Raw genomic sequence first — 22592 nt, forward strand, 5'->3', positions numbered from 1 at the left:
CAAGAAATAATTTTTTAAAACCTTTAATTTGTATTTTTGTGGGTCATATAGAGTTTACAAAACTAAACCAAACCAAAATTGGATACAGATAAACAAACCAAAATAGCCTCTTTATTGCACAATTCTTTCTCACCAAGAAATTTGAGAGCTAGTATTAATAACCTTAGTTATTTGCCTAGGTGGATCATCATTGCCATTGATATTATGGTGCTGATTTTCTCATTTACTTTCACCTATATGTTGTTTGAAGGCACAGCACTAGGTTATATTATTACTTCTCATCAATTTTATTTTGTTGGGAGTTTAATTGTTATTAATGTTTTTTTCTTTTGGCTTTTTAGAACTTACTCGGGAATTATTAGACATTCCTCTTATATAGATGCAATAAAACTGTTGTTTTCTCAAATGTCAGTTTTGGTCTTCTTTTTGTTTTTCAATTTAGTTTTTGAACTATATACTGGACATAAAGCCTTTTTGAACACTGCTCTTTTTATCAATTTAGTATTGTCATTTTGTGGTTTGTTTCTATATCGTGTGATTGTAAAACAAACTTTTGAATTATACTTTTCAGAGAAAACAAATTCTAAATTAATTAGAACTGTAATTTATGGAACTGATGCTAATGCAATTTCGGTTGCAAATGCATTGAAATTTGAAACTCCTTCACGTTTTAAAATTGTCGGTTTTGTAGATAAGAATAATCAGAATGCTTCTAAACGCATGTTAGATTTACCTATTCTGATTTTAAGAAAAAAATTACCTGCCTTAATGCGTTCTGTTGCTGCGGAAGGTGTTATTATTGCTGATAAAAGTTTGTCTAAAGAAGAACAATTAATTATTGTTGATCAATGTTTAGAATTTAACTATAGAGTATATACTGTTCCTTTAATTTCAGATTGGGAAAATCAGAAAGAGATTTCTCAAAAAGTAAAGAATATTCAGATTGAAGACTTGTTAGAAAGAAAACCGATAGTTCTGGATAGTAAATCAATTTCTAAACAATTAAAAGATAAAACGGTCCTTATTACTGGTGCTGCAGGATCAATAGGAAGTGAGATAGTAAGGCAGGTTCTAGGATTTAATCCAAAGATGGTCATTATTTTAGATCACGCTGAAACGCCTCTTCACAACCTATGCTTAGAAACACTAACATTAGGTTCAGAAGCAAAAATTGTAGCAGTTATAGCTGATGTAAGGAGTAAAAAAGCGCTGGAAAAAGTATTCAAAAACTACAATCCACATGTTGTTTTTCATGCAGCGGCATATAAGCATGTTCCATTGATGGAAGAAAATCCGTCACAAGCTATTCAGACCAATATTAAAGGAACTAAGAATTTAGCTGATTTGGCTTGTAAATATCACGTCAAAAAATTTGTAATGGTTTCTACTGATAAGGCAGTTAACCCTAGTAACGTTATGGGAGCTAGTAAACGAATAGCGGAGAAATATGTACAATCATTATTCTTAAAAAATCAAAGAGAAAGTAATGAGAGTGCAACCAAGTTTATTACAACGCGTTTTGGTAATGTTTTAGGCTCAAACGGTTCGGTTGTACCTTTGTTTACTAAGCAAATTGCAGAAGGAGGCCCGGTTACTATAACGCATCAAGATATTATTCGTTATTTCATGACCATTCCAGAGGCTTGTCAGTTGGTTTTAGAAGCTGGTGCGATGGGTAACGGAGGAGAGATTTATATCTTCGATATGGGAAAACCAGTAAAAATAATTGATCTGGCAAAAAAAATGATTAAGCTTGCAGGTTTTATTCCTGATAAAGAAATTAAAATTAAAATTGTGGGATTAAGACCTGGTGAAAAATTATACGAGGAATTATTGAATGATACTTCAAAGACTTTACCAACATATCATAACAAAATTATGATAGCTCAGGAGATACAGGATGAATATGAAAATTTGCATATTGAGATTGATGAGCTAATTGGTATTGCCGATTTTTATGATAATGATGATATTGTTACTAAAATGAAAAAAATTGTTCCTGAATTTAAAAGCATGAATTCTACTTTTGAAGTTTTAGACAAGTAGTTTTCTTATAATAAATTGAGTTTTGGATTCAAATAATATTAAAAAGGTGTTTTTTTTTAAAACGCCTTTTTGCGTTTTTAATAATTTATAACCGAATAAAAATCCTGTTAATTAGCGTAAGGTAAAGATATGTTGCAATTCAATGATTTTTTTAAATTATTATCGAAACAATTTAGTTGTAATTAAAGATAAATGAATAACAATAATATTCACGATGATTGGTTGTTTGAAATAACGCCAAAGAATAAGTTTTTAGCACTGAATCTTAAAGAGGTTTGGCAGTATAGAGATTTGTTGCTGCTCTTCGTAAAACGGGATGTTATTACGGTTTATAAACAAACGGTTTTAGGGCCACTTTGGTATTTAATTCAGCCTTTATTTACTTCTGTAACCTTTACTATAATATTTAATAATGTTGCAGGGATTAATACCGGAACTATTCCTCCATTTTTGTTTAATCTGGCAGGGATAACTGTTTGGAATTATTTTACAGCTTGTTTAACAGGAACATCAGATACTTTTAAGGCGAATGCTGCAATTTTTGGTAAAGTATATTTTCCTAGAATTATTACTCCTTTATCAGTTGTAATTTCTAATCTGGTGAAGTTTGGAATTCAATTTTTTATTTTTGTTGCATTTTATGCCTTCTATTATTTTAAAGGAAGTAATCTAACTATTAATGGTTCTCTATTGTTATTCCCAGTGTTAATTGCTTTAATGGGGGTTTTAGGACTTGGATTAGGTATGCTTATCTCTTCGATGGTAACCAAATATCGTGATTTTAGCTATTTAATTACTTTTGGAATACAATTGCTAATGTATTTATCGGCAGTAATGTATCCGATGGAATTAATTAAAGATAAATTACCAACTTACGGTTGGCTTGTTGAATATAATCCTTTGGCATATATAATAGAAACAACTCGTTATATGCTTTTAAATGTAGGAGAAGTTTCAGTTTTAGGATTATCATATACTTTGGCTGTAACTATTGCAGTGTTTTTTATTGGACTTTTAGTTTTTAATAAAACAGAAAAGAGCTTTATAGATACTGTTTAAAACAGCATATTTTATTTATCATTCTAGATTTACAAGTTTCCATTGAAAAAAGATATTATTTTAAAAGCCGAAAACATTTCTAAACAGTATCGTTTAGGACAGGTTGGTACAGGAACTTTGAGTCATGACATCAATCGTTGGTGGCATTTAATTAGAGGAAAAGAAAATCCCTATTTAAAAATAGGCGATACAAATGATCGTTCAACGAAAGGAACTTCTGATTATGTATGGGCTTTGAGAGATATTAATTTTGAAGTTGAGCGAGGTGAAGTTCTTGGTATTATTGGCAAAAATGGAGCTGGTAAATCTACTCTGTTAAAAATACTTTCAAAGGTAACCGCTCCTACAACGGGAAGTATAAAATCTCGTGGACGTATTGCTTCACTTCTTGAAGTGGGTACAGGATTTAACGGAGAAATGACCGGAAGAGAGAATATTTTCTTAAATGGCGCAATTCTAGGAATGACCAAAAAAGAGATCTTATCAAAACTGGATGAAATTATAGAGTTTTCAGGTTGCGAACGTTATATCGATACTCCGGTAAAAAGATATAGCTCTGGAATGACTGTTCGTTTGGCATTTGCTGTGGCCGCTTTTTTAGAACCGGAAATTTTGGTTGTAGATGAGGTTTTGGCTGTTGGAGATGCTGAATTTCAGAAAAAAGCGATCGGGAAGATGCAGGATATTTCAAGAGAAGGAGGGAGAACGGTACTTTTTGTGAGTCATAATATGGCGGCAGTTAAGAGTTTGTGTACAAAAGGGATTGTTTTGGAGCATGGGAGGGTCGTTTTTAAAGGTGATGTTGAAGATTGTATTTCAAGATATTATATGTCAGATTATAAAGAATCTAAGAATGAATTTTTAGGTATTTATGAATTAAAAAATCATAGAGATAAGGAAAACTTGTTTGGTATTTATAAAGCCGAACTGTTTTGTGATAATCAATTAAGCGATACAATTTATGCAGGATCTATGTTTAAGTTAAGGTTATATTTTGATTCATGTAGAGATTTTTATGAGGGAGAAATAGGAATTGTTATAAAAGATTCTGATCAAATTTCTTATTTAGGCCTAAATAATAAACATCTTGGAACTAATATAATTGTTAAAGAAGGAAAAGGTATTGGAGAAATTTTAATTGAAGATTTTCCTTTGTTTGCTAATGGAGATTATTGGATTAATTTATATTTTGGAGATAAAGGTCCTAACTATGAAGGTTTAGAAAATGCAATAAAATTTAAAATTATTGGAGAAGATGTTTTTGGTTCTGGAAGAAAATTAGACACGGCTTGGAATCGAATAGTTCATAAAAAAATAAGTATAAAAACGATATGAGATACTTAAGGAATTATTTATTGATTTTTATTATTAGAATTTCAAATATATTTGGAAGAGCATTAGTTTTTAAAAAGAAAGTATTTTCGAGTAAGGTTATATTAGAAAAAAATTTTCTAGAAAATGAAACTTTTAACTTTGTCCAAGTTGGTGCCAATGATGGTATTAGTTTTGATTTTTTATACGATTTTGTAATAAAAAGAAAATCAGAAGGAGTTGTAATTGAGCCTGTAAAAGAATACTTTACAGAGTTAACATATAACTATAGAGCGTTTCCAGAAATAATTAAAGTTAATAAAGCTGTTCATCCAACCGAACGTTTAATTGTTATAAACAAAATTTCCCCAAGTGCAATTCAAAAATATCCGGATTGGGTAAAAGGGATAGCTTCCTTAGATTCTGAACATCATTTAAAAACGGGAATTGATAGTAATGATATAATACAAGAAGAAGTAAAGGCAAATTCATTAATGAGTATTCTTTATCATAATTTGAAAAACAAGAAAATAGATTATTTTCAGGTTGATACTGAGGGTTTTGATTTTGAGATTTTAAAAGGATTGAATTTTGAAAGTTATAGACCTTTTATGATTAAATATGAAAAGGTCAATTTAAAGGCAAGTGACCAAAATCAACTAAAAGTATACTTAAAAAGACATGGTTATTTTTTATTTGATGAGTTTGGAGATACTATAGCTGTTAATCTTGCTAAAATTAAGTTATATTGATGATTCCCAAAGTAATTCATTATTGTTGGTTTGGTAACAATACAAAATCTAAATTGATAAAAGATTGTATCTCTTCATGGAAAAAGTTTCTGCCTGATTATGAAATTATTGAATGGAACGAATCAAATACAGATTTAAGTCATCCCTTTTTAATAGAGGCATATAAACAAAAAAAATGGGCTTTCGTTTCTGATTGGATTAGATTGAAGGTTCTCTATGAATATGGAGGAGTATATTTAGATACAGACATGATGATGTTGAAAAAAATTGACGATTTGTTGAACTTTAGATGTTTTTTTGGAGCAGAGGATTTAGAGTTTATAAGTTGTGGAATAATTGGTGCAGAAAAGAAAAATGATTTTATTAAAAAATGTTTTAATTTTTATTTTGAATCAAATTTTTTTGATGATGATAGCATCAAAATGAATACAATTCCAAGGATTGTTACAAAAATTTTTAAAGAAGAATATAGTTTTTCAGGATCTTTTGGTGACTTAATTGTTGATAATGATTTGGCAATTTTCCCATCAGTATTTTTTTATCCTTTTCCTTTTGATGAATCAAAAAATAATAGTAAGTATAAAGAATTTATAAAAGAGGAAAGTTTTACGGTCCATTTATGGAATTCTTCTTGGATAGAATATACAGAGTTTTATTATTTAAGAAAAAAAGAATATAGAAAAGGATTATCGATTGTTATGAGAAATATTTTTTTAGAGAAAAAAGTTAGTCTTAAATATCTTATAAAAATTGCTTCTTGCTTTAAAGAGTCTGTGTGTTATGAAAAATAATAATCCTTTAGTCTCAATAATAGTTCCATGTTATAATCAAGCGCAGTATTTACCTGAAGCTTTACAGTCGATAATTGATCAAACACATACTAATTGGGAATGTATTATTGTAGATGATGGATCTTTAGATAATACACAAGGAGTAGTTGAAAAGTGGATAAATACAGATTTTCGATTCAAATATATATATAAAGAGAATGGAGGTTTAAGTTCTGCAAGAAATGCAGGATTAGATCATGCAACTGGAGAATTTATTCAATTTTTAGACTCGGATGATGTCTTAGACAATTTAAAATTGGAGTTATCATTAGCTAATTGTGAAATAGAAGTAGACTATAATTATAAAATCATAATTTCTAATTTTAGGTTATTTACTAATAATATTAATGAAACTGTAGAGCCTTACTGCGACTTAAGTTATAAGCTCTTTACATTTGAAAATATTTTATATGATTGGGATTCCGTCTTTACTATTCCAATTCATTGCGGATTATTTAAATCTATTTTTTTTGATGATTTTAGGTTTCCGGAAAATTTGAAAGCTAAAGAAGATTGGATTATGTGGTTGTCTTTTTTTAAAAAGGAATCTAAAATTTATTTTATAAATGAGGCATTAGCATTTTATAGATTTCATGAAAAAAGTATGACAAAAAAATATGCTTTTATGCAAGAAAATCAATTACAATCAATCTTTTATTTAAAGAATTTGATTTCAGAAAAGGATTATTTAGCTTTTTTAATTCATGCTTTAGAAAAAAAATATAACCATAATATTGAACTGCAAACTACAATTTTAAATTACAGAAAATCTAGAAGTTATAGAATTATAGAAAAGTTAAAGAAACAATATTTATTGAGATTAATTTTTAAAATAAAATAATAATGTCTCAAAATAAAATAAAATTTCTTGCCTATTATCTTCCTCAATATCACCCTATTCCAGAGAATGATAAATGGTGGGGAAAAGGTTTTTCCGAATGGACAAATGTAACTAAAGCTAAACCTTTATTCAAAGGTCACAATCAACCGATTTTGCCAGGTGAATTGGGTTTCTATGACTTAAGAGTATCTGAAACTCAAGAACAACAAGCTAAATTAGCAAAAGATTATGGGATTGATGGTTTTATATATTATCAATATTGGTTTGGGAATGGTAAAATGTTACTAGAAAGACCTGCTGAAGCTATGTTGAACAATAAAAAAATAGAATTACCTTTCTGTTTTTGTTGGGCAAATGAAACATGGAAAGGTATATGGCATGGTTTAGACAATCCAAATGTTTTAATAGAACAAACTTATGATGGTATAAAAGGATATCAAATTTATTTTGATTATTTGTTACCTTTCTTTCGAGATGAGCGCTATATCAAGGTAGATGATAAGCCGATGTTTCATGTTTATAGATTTGATGATATTCCAGATGCAAGTCAATTTATTTCTGTATTTAACGAGTTGGCTATTGTAAATGGTTTTAATGGTATTTATTTTGTTGCAACGCATGGTTCTGATATGATTTTAAATAATGATTATATATACGGAAAAGTTGGAATAGAAGTGTTTTATAACATGAGATATAAAAAAGGATTTATGTTTGAAGACGTTAGATATTTAGGCTGGCTTGAAAAACAAATTAAAGTGAAGCTTGGTTTTACAAATCAAGTTGGCAAAAGATTGAAACCTTTGATTTTTGATTATGTAAAAGCAGTGTCTTATTTGAATGTGATATTTCCACATGAAAAATTCATTCCCTGCGTTTTTCCGAATTGGGATAATTCAGCTCGCAGTGGGAAAAAATCTTTGATTTTTGTTAACTCAAACCCTAGCTCGTGGAAGAAGCATTTAGAAAAAGCAGTTAAAGAATTGTTTAAGAATCCAAAGAACCCTCAATTTATTATTATAAAATCCTGGAATGAATGGGCTGAGGGTAACCATTTAGAACCAGATGCAAAGTTTGGTTCTAAATGGTTAGAAGCTGTTAGGGAGGTCAAAAATGGAAAATAATACTTTAATATCTATAATTATTCCGTGTTTTAATGACGTGAAATTTATTGAACAGTCGGTGTTTTCGGCTTTAAATCAAACTCATTTTCAAGTTGAAGTGATAGTTGTAGATGATGGTTCAAATTTAGAAACTAAAAAAGTTTTGAAAAGTTTAGAATCTAAAATTACTAAATTAATAACACAAGAAAATTCAGGACAAAGTAAAGCTAGGAATATTGGTATTGAAGTTGCAAATGGAAATTACATTCTGGTGTTAGACAGTGACGATTATTTGGAATCAACTTTTTGTGAAAAAGCTTTTGCCATTTTTAAAAATAATTTAGATTTAAAATTAGTAAGTTGTTATGCGAATTTGATTTTTGAAAATAATAAAACAATTCTTTTTAAACCTGTTGGAGGAACTATTCACGATTTCTTGTTTTCAAATGCAGCACTTGGAACTTCAATGTTTAAAAAAGAAGATTGGGATAATTGTGGAGGTTATGATGAAACAATGAAAAAAGGTTTTGAAGATTGGGAGTTTTTTATTCGACTTTTGAAAACTGGAGGAAGTGCCGAGATAATTCAAGAGCCATTGTACAATTACAGGAAACGAAATGATTCAACAACAACTAGGGCTAATTTGAATAAATATGAACTCTTAAATTATATTTACGCAAAACATAAAGATCTTTATATTGACAATTATGGTCTTTTTATTGATCATCTTCTAACTCAAATTCAGAGACAAGAACAAGAAAAATTAAAGTGTTTAAAAAAAAATGAATATCAAATAGGGTATTTTTTATTAAGGCCACTACGATTCATTAAAAGTTTTTTAAATAAATGAAGTCTATAGTAACTATAGTAATGGCAACTTACAATAGAAGCCATTTTATTCTGGAAACTTTATCATCGATTCAGAGTCAAATTTATTCAGAATGGGAATGTTTAATAATTGATGATGGAGCAACCGACAATACATTAGAAGTAATCAGTCCAGTTTTAGATACAGATTCGCGTTTTAAATTTTTAAAACGTCCTGATCAATATAAAAAAGGGCTGCCGGGCTGCCGTAATTATGGTATTGATATAGCCAAAGGAGATTATATTATTTTTTTTGACGATGATGATATTGTACATCCTCAAAATTTAGAATTATGTGTAACTGAATTAGATAAAAATAGAGCTTCATTTTGCAGATATCAGAGAAAAGTTTTTTTTAACGAATTCGATTATAATTTTGATCATTCTAAAAAATATACATCATTCAAAATCGATGTAAATGATATAGGAAGAATATTAAAAAATGAATTGCCATTTAACTCTTGTGCAGTAATGTGGAAGAAAGAATGTTTTAACGAGAATCGTTTTGTAGAACATTTGATGTTTGCCGAAGAATGGGAATTGTATTCCAGAATTGTATCTGCTGGAATAGAAGGTATTTCTATAAATAAATGCTTGTTTTATGGAAGAAAACATTCTAATTCGAATACTGGAGAGTTTTATGCTCATAATCCAATTAGGAGAGCTTCACAGGCAGATGCCGTTATTTTGGTTGTTCAAAATCTAAAAGAAAAACAATTGCTTTCAGCTTCATTAATTAAATATTTTATAACCTTTTCTATTGGTTTTAAAGAATATGATTTGTTTAATCGTGTACTAAATGTTTTGAATTTAAGTATTTTTAGTAATCTAAAATGGAGTTTGTTTTATCAATCTTATCCTTTGCGCCGACCTATTTATAAGATAAAAAAAAGATTGAAAAAATGAAAACCCTCCTTTGTTTTGGTACTCGTCCTGAAGCTATAAAAATGGCTCCTTTATATCATGAGTTAAAAAGTAAAAATTTTGAAGTTGTTGTTTGTGTTACTGCCCAGCATCGTGAAATGTTAGATCAGGTATTAAATTTCTTTGAGATAGTTCCAGATTATGACCTCAATTTAATGCAGTTAAATCAAGGTCTGAATGGATTAAGTGCCAAGATCCTTTCTAAAATAGATGAAGTTTTAGTAATCGAGCGACCTGATTTAGTTTTAGTTCATGGAGATACGACGACATCTTCAATGGTGGCTTTGGCGGCTTTTCATTTAGGAATTAAAGTTGGTCATATCGAAGCCGGATTACGTACTTATAATAAAAAAGCACCTTTTCCGGAAGAAATCAACAGGCAAATAACCAGTAGATTGGTTGATGTTCATTTTACGCCAACAACAGAAGCCACACAAAATTTGTTAAAAGAATGCATTCTTCAAAAGGACATAATAGAAACTGGGAATACGGTTGTAGATGCTCTATTATGGACAACAAATAAGATTTCAAAAAAAGATTATAATCATCCAGAAATTGAAAAATTAAAAAAAGAAATTCCAAACGATAAAAAAATAGTCTTAGTAACTGGCCATCGAAGAGAGAGTTTTGAGTCAGGATTAAAAAATCTTTGTCAAGCTCTTTTGAAAGTTGCAGAAAGAGAAGACGTTATTATTTTATATCCAGTGCATTTGAATCCAAATGTAAAGAAAGTCGTTTACGAATTATTGTCGGAAAAAGAAAATATCTATTTAATTCCACCAGTTTCTTATCCTGCATTTGTTTGGCTAATGCAACAATCTTTTTTAATTATTACTGATTCTGGAGGAATTCAGGAAGAGGCACCTTCACTAGGAAAACCAGTTTTAGTAACTAGAGATGTTTCTGAGAGACAGGAAGGAGTTAAAGCAGGCGTTTCAACTTTAGTAGGAACAGATAAAAATAAAATTTTAAATGCAGTTCATACGACTTTAGATCATTTTATTAGTTTTGAAAAAATAATAAACCCTTACGGAAATGGTGATGCATCTAAAAAGATTGTTGAGTATTTATTAATTAAAATGTCGGAATGAAAATACTCATTGTTGTGGATTCCATCGATGTAGAGGATAGCAGCGGATCAAAAGCAAATGTAGCTCTGATTCATAATCTTATAGCAGCACGTTTTGATGTGCTTGTGTATCATTACACTTTAAAAAAAATTTCATTAGCTGGAGTAACTTGTTTTGCAATTCCTGAAATAAAATACAGCCCTCTTTATTTTTTAAGTAGATTTCAAAGAGTATTTAGCAGAATTTTTAAAGTTAATTTGGCGTCATTTCTTGAGCAAATGTTTGGCTTTTCGTTTACTTTCTTTAATGATACCAACAGTATCACTAAAGCATTAAAAAAGACTAAATTCCAACCTGATCTGGTATTGACATTGAGTAAAGGAGGTAGTTTTAGATCTCATTATGCTGTTTTAAAGATTCCAGAATTATATGATAAATGGATGGCATATGTACACGATCCCTATCCATTTCATTTTTATCCAAGACCTTACACTTGGGTAGAGTCAAGTTACAAACAAAAAGAAAAATTCTTTACTCAAATTGCAGAAAAGGCTATGTATAGTGCTTTTCCAAGCCAATTGTTGTTGGAATGGATGGGAAGTTATTTTCCTAATTTTATAAAAACTGGAATAGTAATACCACATCAAAACGCAAAATATAATTTAGAGGAGGCAAATTTTCCAGATTATTTTGACCCTGCAAAGTTCAATTTATTACATGCAGGAAATTTAATGAAACAGCGTTCTCCCAAAAGTTTGATTGAAGGGTTTAAGCTTTTTTTGAATCAAAATATTGAAGCTCAAAAATATTCAAAACTAATTTTATTAGGAAATGCTTCTTATCACTCCAAGATGCTCAATGAATATCAAAAGGATAATTTAGAGATCTATATTTATAATGGAAATGTAGCTTTTGATATTGTTTACCATTTACAGAAAAATGTTTCAGTAAATATTATTTTAGAAGCTAAAGCGGAGATTAGCCCTTTTCTTCCTGCAAAGTTTCCTCATTGTGTAGAAGCTAATAAAGCAATTCTTTCTCTAGCACCTTATTACAGTGAAACCAGAAGATTATTAGGTCATGATTACCCATATTGGACAGAGGCAGATGCTGTTAACGAAATAGCTTCTATTATCGAAAAGATGTATCAATTATGGAAAATTAATCCCAATAATTTACTATTAAATAGAAGAGATTTAGAGTATTATTTGTCAGTTGATTATTTGAGGAAATTAATTAATGACTTAGAGAAATAATTGGTTTAGTTTACGTTAATTCTAAATTGCGAATTCTTAATTATGGACAAAAAGCATTAAACATATTTTTACGCTATTAAAATCAAAATTCATTTAGAAACTCTTTTTTATTATATGCAAGCCTCTATTTTAATTGTTACCAAAAACAGAAAAAATGAACTAGAAATTACATTAAAGGTTTTGGCTCGGCAGATAGATTTGTCTATTCATGAGGTTTTAGTTTTTTTAGATGGGTGTACAGATGATACGGTTACTTTAAAAAGTAATATGCCTTGGGTCAAATGGTTTTCTTCTGAAAAAAGCATTGGCGCATCGGCAGCGAGAAACAGCCTTTATTTACATGCTAAAGGGATGTTTTTTATTGGTTTAGATGATGATGCACATCCGTTAAACGAAGATTTTGTATTTAAAATTGAAACTTTATTTAATAAATATCCAAATGTTGGGGTTCTTGCATTTGAAGAAATAAAAGGGGTTTACTCGTCTGATAATGAGGTGTTAAATCAAGCTGAAAAAGAGAAGAAAGAATTTCTTTCTTCTGAGTTTATTGGTTGTGGCTTTGCGATTCGTAAGTCAGTTTATAATGAAACAAATGGTTTTCCAGTCTGGGTTGATATTTATGGAGAGGAATCTTGTCTTTCTATTGAAGTTTTGGCAAATGGATATGATATTTTATATTCGAATGAAATTAAAGTTAATCATAGAGTTGATCGAGAACAAAGAAAAGCGAATAAACAGAATTATTTTAGATTTGAAAAACAATTGAAAAATTCAACGTATTACTATTTGGTATATTATCCATTTCCAGTACTAAGGATTTTAAAATTGTATTGGCATAATTTTAAAAAATATGCTTTAAGTGATTTTAAATATTGCAGGATATATTTTAAAACTATTTTTACGGTATTGTTACATGTTCCAAAAATTTTAAAACATAGGGATCCTGTTGATAAAAGAGTGATTGTGAAAATAAAAAATTTATCGAATTTAAAGTTTTAAAATGAAAAACATTGCTATAATTCCCGCTAGAGGTGGCTCCAAGCGATTACCTCAAAAAAACATTAAATTGTTAGACGGAGTTCCTTTGTTGTCATTTAGTATATTATTTGCACAAGCGAATAACGAAATTATTGATGAAATTTATGTTTCTACAGACGATGAGGATATAAAAAACATTGCTTTAAAATACGGAGCAAAAGTTATAGACAGACCTAAAGATATCTCAGGAGATTTAGAACCAACAGTTTCTGCATTAAAACATGCTTTGAAAAATATTGATTCAGAAGTAGAAAATGTTATTTTGCTTCAGGCAACAAATCCAATTCGTCCTGAAAACCTTTTAAAGGAAGCTTTTGAAATATATAATGAAAAAAACTGCGATAGTTTATTTACGGTCTCGAGAAATCATAAAAAATTTGGTAAAATAACAAGTCAAAAATTTATTCCCTATAATTATAAAATTGGTCAAAGGAGCCAGGATATAGAACCCCTTTATTTTGAAAATGGATTGCTTTATATTACAAAAGCTTCATTGATTTTAGAGAATATAATTATATCAGAAGATGCCTTTCCATTTGAAATAGATCATATTTTTGCCAACGTTGATATTGACACTCAAGAAGATTTTGATTATGCCAAATATTTATACCATAAACACATAAAACCTTAATTAAGTAGTTACTTTATGAATCCATATATAGAAATAGCAGGACGAAAAATTGGTCAGGATTTCCCCCCTTTAGTAATTGCCGAGATTGGAATTAATCATGAAGGTTCTTTAAAAGTTGCAAAAGAAATGGTTGATGCGGCACATAGAGCAGGAGTTGAGGTTGTGAAACACCAAACCCACATTGTGGAGGATGAAATGAGCGGTGCTGCAAAAAAAGTCATTCCTGGTAATGCAGATGTTTCTATTTATGAAATTATGGAAAGGTGCTCATTGAATGAAGAGGATGAATTGGAACTTAAAAATTATGTCGAAAGTAAAGGAATGATCTTTATTTCGACACCATTTTCGCGCGCAGCTGCAGAGCGGTTAAAGAAATTTGATATTCCAGCTTATAAAATAGGTTCAGGAGAATGTAATAATTATCCATTATTGCATCACATTGCGTCGTTTGGTAAACCAGTAATATTAAGTACAGGAATGAATACGATAGAAAGTGTTCAGAAGGCTGTTGCTATTTTTGATAAACACAATATTTCGTTAGTATTATTACATACTACTAATTTATATCCAACGCCAGTTCATTTGGTACGTTTTGGGGCCATGATCGAATTGCATGATGCATTTCCCAATAAAGTATTTGGTTTAAGTGATCATACTTTGAATAATAATGCCTGTTTAGGTGCTGTTGCGCTTGGTGCAAGTGTTCTAGAAAGACATTTTACAGATCATATGGAAAGAACTGGTCCGGATATCGTATGTAGTATGGATGAAAAAACTTGTCAGGAATTAATTGTTTCATCTGCAGAAATAGCATTAATGCGTGGTGGAACTAAAAAGCCGGCTCCCGAAGAACAAGTAACGATCGATTTTGCATTTGCGACTGTTTGTGCAATAGCTCCAATTAAAAAAGGAGAAAAATTATCTAAAGAAAATATTTGGGTAAAACGCCCGGGGACCGGGGAAATCTTAGCAGAACACTTTAATGATTTATTAGGTAAAATTGCTATAAAAGATATTGCTGATGATGAACAATTGAATTGGGTTGATATAAACTAAAGACGATGATTGAAAAGGAATTAGTTTCTATAATAATACCTGTTTATAATAGATCAGATTTAATAATTGATACCTTGAAGTCAATTCAATATCAAAGCTATTCGAACTTTGAATGTATTTTAGTTGATGATGGTTCAACAGATAATTCTACTGCAGTTATTTCGGATTTTATAAAAAAAGATGAACGTTTCCTGTTGTTTACAAGACCGGAAAATAAAATAAAAGGAGCAAATTCCTGTCGTAATTATGGATTTGAAATTAGTAAAGGAATCTATATAAATTGGTTTGACAGTGATGATATAATGCATCCCGATTTTATTAGAAATAAAATGGCAGCTTTTGAAAATGCAGATGTAGTAATTTCTAAAGTTTGTTATTTTAAAAATAATATACAGAACATTATAGGTGTTGAAAATAGGACTAAATCTTCTGATAATATATTTGAGGATTTTGTTACACTAAAAATTAGTTGGCACTTGCCTGATCCTTTATGGAAAAGATCCTTTCTTGTAGGAAAACAACTCTTTCGTGAAGAACTTAAAAAAGGACAGGACAGAGACTTATTCATTAGACTGTTATTAGATAATCCAAAAATAATCTTCATCGACCAATGTTTGACTTATTACAGGCAACACTCTGATACAATTAGTAATACATTTAGTATTGATGTAATAGAATCTTATTTTGATGCTTTAAACAAAACCATAGCGCTGATTTTAAAAAATAAACCATCAAAAGAGTTAAAGTTATTTTTACTTAAATTACAAGTTAAAAATTACAGGTATTTATATTCCCAAAAAAACAGCTTTTATTCTTTTATTAAAGTGTTTAAAACTCTTTTTGTGTTTGATTTTAAAAATTTAAAATGGTTTTTTAAATTTTTGGTTGCATCAATTCTGTACAATACAATTGGGAAGGGAAGTATTTTATTGAGAGGGTAGTCGATTGGTTGTTTATAAATTATAATGAAAATATTGAAAAAAATCCTATTTCTTACAGGCACTCGTGCAGACTTTGGTAAAATAAAATCACTAATTCAAGTGCTTGAAAAACAGCAAGATTTTGAAGTATATGTTTTTGTTACCGGAATGCATTTACAAGAAATTTATGGTTACACTTTAATTGAAATTGAAAGATGTAATTTTAAAAATATTCATACTTTTAAAAACCACACGCATGAAACCACGATGGATTTAACTCTGGCTAAAACTATTGAGGGGTTTTCAACTTATTGCAAAGATGTGAATCCGGATATGATAGTCGTTCATGGTGATAGGGTCGAAACGTTGGCAGGTGCAATTGTTGGCTCACTTAATAATATTTTAGTAGCTCATATAGAAGGTGGGGAAGTTTCAGGAACAGTAGATGAATTAATTCGACATAGTGTGAGTAAATTGAGTCATATTCACTTTGTATCCAACAAACAAGCACAAAAAAGATTGATACAAATGGGGGAAATAAAAGAATCAATATTTACAATTGGTTCACCCGATGTGGATATTATGTTTTCTGATCAGTTGCCAGAGTTGATAACAGCGAAAGCATATTATAAAATTGATTTTGAAAAATATGCAATAGTAATGTTTCATCCGATCACCACCGAAATTAAAGAGATGCAGCAATATGCAGATAACTTCGTGAATTCATTATTGCAAGACAATCATAATTATATCGTCATTTTTCCAAACAACGATTTAGGAAGTCAATTTATTCTTGAAGCTTATGAAAAAATAAAACGAAACAATAGATTCAGAATCTTTCCATCTCTTCGATTCGAATATTTTTTAACTCTATTAAAAAATTGCCAATTTATTATCGGAAATAGTAGCGCAGGAATTAGAGAAGCTCCGTATTATGGAATTCCAATTATCAATATTGGAACTCGTCAGCAAAATAGAGCTGTTCATGCCGATATTATTAATACAGATTATTCTGAAAGGGGTATAAAAAAAGCACTTTCGATTATTAATTCGCATAAAGTTCAAAGTATCGAAAATGATTTTGGGCAAGGTAATAGTAACGAATTATTTCTTCAGTGTCTTCAAAAAACACATATTTGGAAACTAAATCACCAAAAACAATTTAGAGACTCAAATTAATGATTACATTTTTAAACCTTGGTAAAAAAGGAAATTTAGGAAATCAATTATTTCAAATTGCATCTATTATTGGTATTGCTGAAAGTAATAATCAAAAGTTTAGCTTTCCAAGTTGGCAATTTTCAGACTATTTTGATTTTACTTTTGAAATTTGTGATACTTTTAATTTTCAAGGATTACAAGAAAAACAATATACATACCATAAAATAGATATCCCAAATGGTGATTTTAATTTGAATGGTTGGTATCAAACAGAACGCTATTTTGTAAATTCAGATATAAAACTAATTTTTAAGTTTAAACAAGATTTTGAGGAAAAATTACTTGAAAAATATAGCTATTTGTTTTCAAAAAAAAATATCCTGATAACGATTAGAAGAGGTGATTTTGTAAATAATCCAATTTTTTTTCAGTTAGATTATAAATATTACCTAACAGCCCTTTTGGTACATTTTGAAAATTTGGAAGAATATAATTTGATTTTTGCCAGCGATGATATTTCTTATTGTAAAAAGCACTTTTCTTTTTTTGAAAATGCTTTTTTTTTAGAAAATTTGTCTCCAATTGAGCAACTTTGTTTAGGGGCTAAATTTGATAATTACATAATAAGCAACTCTACTTTTTCGTGGTGGATGGCATGGTTAGGAGAAAAGAAAAGCACTAAAATTATTAGGCCACGACATGCTTTTGATGGAGAATAGTTGAAAAAAAATGATGATAGTGATTATTTTCCAAAAAGATGGATAATGCATGAACATGAAAAATTAAAACTGTCAGATACTTATTTTCGATTAAAAATATATGGATATTTTTATAGTTTGATTGAAAGAGGCAAGTATCTATATAAAGTAAACAAAAAGCATTTTAAAAATAGAATAAAGAAGATTATAACGTATAAATGAAAAAACTAGGAATAGTAATTACAGATGGCGTTGGTTTCAGGAACTTCATTTTAAGTGATTTTTTGGATGAAGCCGAAAAGACATTTGATGAGGTTGTAATTCTTTCTTGTTTACCTACAAAAGTATATTCTGGATTTCTAAGCAAATCTAAAGTTATAGCGTTAGATGTTTTTGAAGAAAAGTTTAAAACTTGGTTTTTTAGAAAAGCAAAAGAAGTTGCACATTTAAAATTACATCAAAAAAATAATTTTGGTATTCAGGATAGCTTAAAAATAAACGCATCTACTTCTAAAACTAATAGAGGTTATGCAACGCGTTTTATATTTAAATTAACTTCGTTTATACATTCAGAAAAGTGGATTCAAAGATTTAATTTATTGCAGCAATTTTCTTTTAGATCGGATTCTATAACAATTGGATATAAAGAAATACTAGAAAAGGAAAATTTCGATATGTTGTTGTTTACACATCAACGACCACCATTTATTGCACCATTAGTCTATCAAGCCGAAAAGCTTAAAATTAAAACTACTTCATTTATTTTTAGTTGGGATAATTTGGCTTCAAAAGGAAGAATGGCCGCCAATTTTAATTATTACCTGGTTTGGAGTGATTTAATGAAAACCGAATTGCAACAGTTCTATTCATCCGTAAAAGAGGAAGATATTGAAGTGGTTGGAACTCCTCAATTTGAGCCATATGTATTAAACAGATATAAAGTTTCAGAAGAAGATTTTGTTCTAAAGTTCCAGTTGAATCCTAATTTTAGAACCATTTGTTTTAGTTGTGGAGATATTTCGACAAGTAAAAATGATGAATTGTATATTGATACTATTGCAAATGCTATAAAAGAAGAAAAAATAACGAATGTTAATTTTATAATTAGAACTTCTCCTGCAGAAGATCCTATTCGTTTTTCTGAATACAAAGAAAAATTTCCTTTTATAAAATGGAATTATCCAAAGTGGGATTTATCTAGAGAGAATCATCAGGAATCCTGGTCGCAAAGAATTCCTTCTGTTGAGGATATTAGAGATTTGAGAAGTTTATTAGAATATTCAGATCTTAATATTAATATGTTGTCTACAATGAGTTTGGATTTTATTCTGTTTGATAAACCGGTAATTAATACTGTTTTTGGTAATTCTAAAAATGGATTGTATGATGATCAAAGATTTTTAAACTATGCCCACATAGAAAATGTCATAAATAGTAAGGCAACCAAAATTGTTAAAAACGAAGATGAATTAATAAATGGAGTAAATTCATATTTAGAAGATTTAAAATTAGATTCAGATAATAGAAAGGAATTATTACAATTACAAGTCAGTAAACCATTGCAGAATACAGGAAGAAGAATTGCCGAAACTCTTTTAAAATGGGCATAAATCAAAATAAAATAGCAGTTATCTGTAATTATGAATTACTTCCTGGAAGAGTGGGAGGCATGGATTATTTTTTCTGGGAGTTTGACAAAAAATGTAAAGAAAATGGTATTGAAATAAATTGGTTTTTCCCAAATATTTCTGATCATGGACAGTATTCGAATTTGAATATTTATTGTAGTGAAACAGAAAATGTAGAGAATAATTTTCTCTCTTTTTGCAAGCAAAACAATAGTCAATATACACATGTAATTACTCATTTTATAGAGCTGTGTACTCCATTTTATTATAGAATAAAAGAATTCTCGAATAAGACTATTGTCGTTGATCATAATCCGAGGCCTTTAAAAGGATATTCATTAAAAAAGAAAGTAAACAAAAGACTCAAAGGGATATTGTTCTCAAAATACATTGATGTTTTTGTTGGGGTGTCAAATTATACTGTTTTTGAAATTTTAAAAGATTTTGGGTCTCATTTAAAAACTAAAACTTTGAATATTTATAATGGTGTTATTATAAATGAAATATTGGAGAGAGAGAAAAGAGCTATTCTAAACCCCCGTTTTTTGGTAGCTTCCCATCTTAGAGAATCTAAAGGAATTCAGGATTTAATTGATGCGGTAAATATTCTTCCACTTCAAATAAAAAATGATATTAAGATTGATATTTATGGCGAAGGTCCTTACGAAAAACATCTAATAAAAAAAATCAAGGACTTAAATCTTGAAAGTTGTTTTGTTTTTATGGGAAGTAAATCGAATCTAAATGAGATTTTCTCGCAATATGATTATATGTTACAGCCCACACATATGGAATGTTTCAGTTTGTCAATTTTAGAAAGTCTTGCCGCAAATGTTCCTGTAATTACAACCAATGTTGGCGGCAATACTGAAGTAATTACTTCTGGAGAAAATGGATATGTTTTTCAAGCAAAAAACATCAAAGTTTTGGCACAAATTCTTGAAGATGTTTTTTTAGGAAACAAAAAGATATCTCTTAATACAAGAGAATTAATTGCTAATTCCTTTTCTTTGCCAAAAATGGTAGAAAACCATTTTGAACTACTCAAAAACAAAACTTTGTAAATTAAATATTAGTTTAAAATTAAATATGTTTTTTAATTCCTTAGCATTCGCTATTTTTTTACCAATCATTTTTTTCTTGTACTGGTTTGTTTTCAATAAAACAAAAAGTACACAAAATGCATTGTTAATTGTTGCCAGTTATTATTTCTATTCTTGTTGGGATTGGAGATTCCTTTTTTTACTTGTTTTCTCTACTTTTCTTGATTATTATACTGGAATTCAAATTGAAAGAGGAAAATCTGAGCGAAGCCGAAAATTTTGGTTTTTGCTTAGTATTTTGGTCAATTTAGGTTTTTTAGGAGTTTTTAAATATTACAATTTTTTTGCAGCTTCTTTTTCCGATTTGTTAAATTCGGTTGGAATTCAGGCAAGTCCAATTTTGCTAAATGTCATTCTTCCAGTCGGAATTTCATTTTATACTTTTCATGGATTATCTTATGTTATAGATATTTATTATAAGAGAATTAAAGCCGAATACAATTTTGTAGATTATTCGCTCTTCGTTAGTTATTTTCCACTTTTAGTTGCCGGACCGATAGAAAGAGCTACACATTTGTTGCCACAAGTAAAAGTAAGAAGAGAATTTGATTTTGAAAAAGCCAAAGAAGGAGTTTGTCAAATTATTTGGGGTTTAGTAAAAAAAGTAGTGATTGCAGATACTTGCGCGACTTATGCCAATGCTATTTTTGACAACTATACTTCAATGAATTCCTTTTCACTTATTTTAGGAGCTATCTATTTCGCATTTCAAATTTATGGTGACTTTTCAGGATATTCAGATATTGCACTAGGAGTATCTAAATTGTTTGGACTAGATTTATTACGAAACTTTAACTATCCTTATTTTTCGCGAGATATTGCTGAGTTTTGGAGACGTTGGCATATTTCACTTTCTTCTTGGTTTAGGGATTATTTGTACATTCCGTTAGGTGGAAGCAAGGGAGGAATCTGGATGAAAATTAGAAATACATTTATCATTTTTGTTGTAAGCGGGTTTTGGCATGGAGCCAATTGGACTTATCTTGCATGGGGATTCATAAATGCTATTTACTTTTTGCCACTATTGTTACGAAATAGTAATCGGAATAATATAGATACTTTTCAGCTAAAATTTAATGTCGATTCAGCAAAAATTATATTGAGCATTCTATATACTTTTTTATTGACATGTGTTGCTTGGGTGTTTTTTAGAGCCAGGACAATAACAGATGCTGTCATGTATTTAAAACGTATTGTTTTAAATAGAGATTTTAGTTTTCAATATTTAGATAATGAGCGCTATAGTTATGAATTAATAGGAATGCTAAGTGTTTTTATTTTGATCGAATGGTATAATCGTACAAAAGTTGAACCACTTTCTGGTAAAAGAAGTTTACTTAAGATCACTTTAGCTATTGTTGGAATTATGGCTTTCGGAACTTTTTCAGATTACAAAGAATTTATTTATTTTCAATTTTAATGAAACGTTTTTTAATTTATATAACTAAAATTATCTTGGTAGTCATTTTGATTGCTATTGTTCTTGATGGTCTTTATACAACCATTTTTATGCAATCTAAAAATAGAGGAAAAATCGAAACAGTTTTTAACTCAAGAGCTAAGAAGTATGATGTTGTAGTTCTGGGTTCTTCGAGAGCAAATAATCATTTTGTATCTCAAATGTTTGAAGATAAGGGGTTGAAAACTTTTAATTACGGTATGAGTGGAGGACATTTATTTGAAGCTTCTTTAATGCTTAAATTAATGATCGAAAGAAAATATGAAATTAAAAATGTCATTCTTGAAGCCGATTTAAATCTTGCTAATGATCATGAAGCCGAAGGTATTTCTGCTTTATTTCTGCCTTACATACACAACTCAGATATTATTGAAAAGCACTTTTCAAGTCAGGAAAACTTCAAAGAGTTGTATTATGTTCCATTCTATAGATATATAAAATATGACTCTAAAATTGGGTTCAGGGAGACTTTCTTTACTGCAATTCGAAAAAAAACAAATGCTTTAAATAATTTAGGATATTATCCTCTAGAAAAGCATAAAAATGGAAATATGAAGAATAATATTGTGAATTTAAATCCACTGCCTCACAATAAATATTATGAAGAAATCAAAAATATTTGCAAAGTAAATAATATCAATTTTATTGCAATAATGACTCCAATGTGCGAAAATGTTGTTGGAATGAATTACTTTGATAAGGTAAAAAAAGCTTATCCGGAAATTCATAATTATGAAAATGTTGTTGAGGAAAATAAATATTTCTCTTCATGCGGACATATGACAGATACTGGAGCAAAAATTTTTACAACAAAAATTTTGAAGGATTTTTTTAACAAATAA

Annotated in this window: 21 protein-coding genes; all 21 read left to right on the plus strand. The window is 29.3% G+C overall.

What is annotated here, in order from left to right:
- Window positions 1–78: 78 nt before the first annotated feature.
- Window positions 79–2046, plus strand: coding sequence for a polysaccharide biosynthesis protein (locus ACHRVZ_RS14070; RefSeq protein WP_395423203.1), 1968 nt, complete (start codon window positions 79–81; stop codon window positions 2044–2046).
- 192 nt (window positions 2047–2238) lie between these two features.
- Window positions 2239–3105 carry an ABC transporter permease gene (locus ACHRVZ_RS14075; RefSeq protein ID WP_395423204.1) on the plus strand — a complete coding sequence of 289 codons (867 nt, stop codon included), beginning with the start codon at window positions 2239–2241 and terminating at the stop codon, window positions 3103–3105.
- Between the two features lie 42 nt (window positions 3106–3147).
- Window positions 3148–4440 carry an ABC transporter ATP-binding protein gene (locus ACHRVZ_RS14080; protein ID WP_395423205.1) on the plus strand — a complete coding sequence of 431 codons (1293 nt, stop codon included), beginning with the start codon at window positions 3148–3150 and terminating at the stop codon, window positions 4438–4440.
- On the plus strand, window positions 4437–5168 hold the full coding sequence (locus ACHRVZ_RS14085; RefSeq protein ID WP_395423206.1) for an FkbM family methyltransferase: 732 nt from the start codon (window positions 4437–4439) through the stop codon (window positions 5166–5168). The genes ACHRVZ_RS14080 and ACHRVZ_RS14085 overlap by 4 nt, the downstream gene beginning before the upstream one ends.
- Entirely contained in the window at window positions 5168–5959 is a 792-nt protein-coding gene (locus ACHRVZ_RS14090) for a glycosyltransferase (RefSeq protein WP_395423207.1), read from the plus strand. Before ACHRVZ_RS14085 ends, ACHRVZ_RS14090 begins: the two co-directional genes overlap by 1 nt.
- Window positions 5949–6839 (plus strand): glycosyltransferase family 2 protein, encoded by an 891-nt coding sequence (locus tag ACHRVZ_RS14095; RefSeq protein ID WP_395423208.1) that lies wholly within the window; start codon window positions 5949–5951, stop codon window positions 6837–6839. The genes ACHRVZ_RS14090 and ACHRVZ_RS14095 overlap by 11 nt, the downstream gene beginning before the upstream one ends.
- Window positions 6840–6841: 2 nt before the next feature.
- Window positions 6842–7960: a glycoside hydrolase family 99-like domain-containing protein gene (locus ACHRVZ_RS14100; protein ID WP_395423209.1), complete on the plus strand. Its 1119-nt coding sequence runs from the start codon at window positions 6842–6844 to the stop codon at window positions 7958–7960.
- Window positions 7950–8789 carry a glycosyltransferase gene (locus tag ACHRVZ_RS14105; RefSeq protein WP_395423210.1) on the plus strand — a complete coding sequence of 280 codons (840 nt, stop codon included), beginning with the start codon at window positions 7950–7952 and terminating at the stop codon, window positions 8787–8789. The genes ACHRVZ_RS14100 and ACHRVZ_RS14105 overlap by 11 nt, the downstream gene beginning before the upstream one ends.
- Complete coding sequence (locus tag ACHRVZ_RS14110; protein ID WP_395423211.1) at window positions 8786–9712, plus strand: glycosyltransferase family 2 protein; 927 nt, start codon at window positions 8786–8788, stop codon at window positions 9710–9712. The genes ACHRVZ_RS14105 and ACHRVZ_RS14110 overlap by 4 nt, the downstream gene beginning before the upstream one ends.
- Entirely contained in the window at window positions 9709–10821 is a 1113-nt protein-coding gene (gene wecB, locus ACHRVZ_RS14115) for a non-hydrolyzing UDP-N-acetylglucosamine 2-epimerase (RefSeq protein ID WP_395423212.1), read from the plus strand. The genes ACHRVZ_RS14110 and wecB overlap by 4 nt, the downstream gene beginning before the upstream one ends.
- The gene (locus ACHRVZ_RS14120; protein ID WP_395423213.1) at window positions 10818–12056 is read left to right on the plus strand and encodes a UDP-glycosyltransferase; all 1239 of its coding nucleotides are present in this window, start codon (window positions 10818–10820) and stop codon (window positions 12054–12056) included. Before wecB ends, ACHRVZ_RS14120 begins: the two co-directional genes overlap by 4 nt.
- 114 nt (window positions 12057–12170) lie before the next feature.
- The gene (locus ACHRVZ_RS14125; RefSeq protein ID WP_395423215.1) at window positions 12171–13055 is read left to right on the plus strand and encodes a glycosyltransferase family 2 protein; all 885 of its coding nucleotides are present in this window, start codon (window positions 12171–12173) and stop codon (window positions 13053–13055) included.
- A 1-nt stretch (window position 13056) separates the two neighbouring features.
- Window positions 13057–13725 (plus strand): cytidylyltransferase domain-containing protein, encoded by a 669-nt coding sequence (locus ACHRVZ_RS14130; protein ID WP_395423217.1) that lies wholly within the window; start codon window positions 13057–13059, stop codon window positions 13723–13725.
- A gap of 15 nt (window positions 13726–13740) precedes the next feature.
- Window positions 13741–14781 (plus strand): N-acetylneuraminate synthase, encoded by a 1041-nt coding sequence (neuB, locus tag ACHRVZ_RS14135; RefSeq protein WP_395423218.1) that lies wholly within the window; start codon window positions 13741–13743, stop codon window positions 14779–14781.
- Between the two features lie 5 nt (window positions 14782–14786).
- A complete protein-coding gene (locus tag ACHRVZ_RS14140; protein WP_395423220.1) occupies window positions 14787–15722 on the plus strand; it encodes a glycosyltransferase family 2 protein in 936 nt (311 codons plus the stop codon).
- A 24-nt stretch (window positions 15723–15746) separates the two neighbouring features.
- Window positions 15747–16880: a UDP-N-acetylglucosamine 2-epimerase gene (gene neuC, locus ACHRVZ_RS14145; RefSeq protein ID WP_395423221.1), complete on the plus strand. Its 1134-nt coding sequence runs from the start codon at window positions 15747–15749 to the stop codon at window positions 16878–16880.
- Entirely contained in the window at window positions 16880–17581 is a 702-nt protein-coding gene (locus ACHRVZ_RS14150) for an alpha-1,2-fucosyltransferase (RefSeq protein WP_395423222.1), read from the plus strand. The genes neuC and ACHRVZ_RS14150 overlap by 1 nt, the downstream gene beginning before the upstream one ends.
- A gap of 197 nt (window positions 17582–17778) precedes the next feature.
- A complete protein-coding gene (locus ACHRVZ_RS14155; protein ID WP_395423224.1) occupies window positions 17779–19170 on the plus strand; it encodes a hypothetical protein in 1392 nt (463 codons plus the stop codon).
- Window positions 19161–20252 carry a glycosyltransferase family 4 protein gene (locus ACHRVZ_RS14160; RefSeq protein ID WP_395423225.1) on the plus strand — a complete coding sequence of 364 codons (1092 nt, stop codon included), beginning with the start codon at window positions 19161–19163 and terminating at the stop codon, window positions 20250–20252. Before ACHRVZ_RS14155 ends, ACHRVZ_RS14160 begins: the two co-directional genes overlap by 10 nt.
- A 25-nt stretch (window positions 20253–20277) precedes the next feature.
- On the plus strand, window positions 20278–21711 hold the full coding sequence (locus tag ACHRVZ_RS14165; protein ID WP_395423226.1) for an MBOAT family O-acyltransferase: 1434 nt from the start codon (window positions 20278–20280) through the stop codon (window positions 21709–21711).
- Window positions 21711–22592, plus strand: coding sequence for a hypothetical protein (locus ACHRVZ_RS14170; RefSeq protein WP_395423228.1), 882 nt, complete (start codon window positions 21711–21713; stop codon window positions 22590–22592). The genes ACHRVZ_RS14165 and ACHRVZ_RS14170 overlap by 1 nt, the downstream gene beginning before the upstream one ends.

It is taken from the genome of Flavobacterium sp. FlaQc-57 (genome assembly GCF_044007395.1).
Classification (GTDB): domain Bacteria; phylum Bacteroidota; class Bacteroidia; order Flavobacteriales; family Flavobacteriaceae; genus Flavobacterium.

Coding starts and splice junctions, on each gene's coding strand:
- ACHRVZ_RS14155 (WP_395423224.1), top strand. CDS start 17,779: ATGAAAAAACTAGGAATAGTAATTACAGATGGCGTTGGTTTCAGGAAC.
- ACHRVZ_RS14095 (WP_395423208.1), top strand. CDS start 5,949: ATGAAAAATAATAATCCTTTAGTCTCAATAATAGTTCCATGTTATAAT.
- neuB (WP_395423218.1), top strand. CDS start 13,741: ATGAATCCATATATAGAAATAGCAGGACGAAAAATTGGTCAGGATTTC.
- ACHRVZ_RS14085 (WP_395423206.1), top strand. CDS start 4,437: ATGAGATACTTAAGGAATTATTTATTGATTTTTATTATTAGAATTTCA.
- neuC (WP_395423221.1), top strand. CDS start 15,747: ATGAAAATATTGAAAAAAATCCTATTTCTTACAGGCACTCGTGCAGAC.
- ACHRVZ_RS14075 (WP_395423204.1), top strand. CDS start 2,239: ATGAATAACAATAATATTCACGATGATTGGTTGTTTGAAATAACGCCA.
- ACHRVZ_RS14110 (WP_395423211.1), top strand. CDS start 8,786: ATGAAGTCTATAGTAACTATAGTAATGGCAACTTACAATAGAAGCCAT.
- ACHRVZ_RS14165 (WP_395423226.1), top strand. CDS start 20,278: ATGTTTTTTAATTCCTTAGCATTCGCTATTTTTTTACCAATCATTTTT.
- ACHRVZ_RS14090 (WP_395423207.1), top strand. CDS start 5,168: ATGATTCCCAAAGTAATTCATTATTGTTGGTTTGGTAACAATACAAAA.
- ACHRVZ_RS14160 (WP_395423225.1), top strand. CDS start 19,161: ATGGGCATAAATCAAAATAAAATAGCAGTTATCTGTAATTATGAATTA.
- wecB (WP_395423212.1), top strand. CDS start 9,709: ATGAAAACCCTCCTTTGTTTTGGTACTCGTCCTGAAGCTATAAAAATG.
- ACHRVZ_RS14100 (WP_395423209.1), top strand. CDS start 6,842: ATGTCTCAAAATAAAATAAAATTTCTTGCCTATTATCTTCCTCAATAT.
- ACHRVZ_RS14120 (WP_395423213.1), top strand. CDS start 10,818: ATGAAAATACTCATTGTTGTGGATTCCATCGATGTAGAGGATAGCAGC.
- ACHRVZ_RS14170 (WP_395423228.1), top strand. CDS start 21,711: ATGAAACGTTTTTTAATTTATATAACTAAAATTATCTTGGTAGTCATT.
- ACHRVZ_RS14125 (WP_395423215.1), top strand. CDS start 12,171: ATGCAAGCCTCTATTTTAATTGTTACCAAAAACAGAAAAAATGAACTA.
- ACHRVZ_RS14105 (WP_395423210.1), top strand. CDS start 7,950: ATGGAAAATAATACTTTAATATCTATAATTATTCCGTGTTTTAATGAC.
- ACHRVZ_RS14130 (WP_395423217.1), top strand. CDS start 13,057: ATGAAAAACATTGCTATAATTCCCGCTAGAGGTGGCTCCAAGCGATTA.
- ACHRVZ_RS14140 (WP_395423220.1), top strand. CDS start 14,787: ATGATTGAAAAGGAATTAGTTTCTATAATAATACCTGTTTATAATAGA.
- ACHRVZ_RS14150 (WP_395423222.1), top strand. CDS start 16,880: ATGATTACATTTTTAAACCTTGGTAAAAAAGGAAATTTAGGAAATCAA.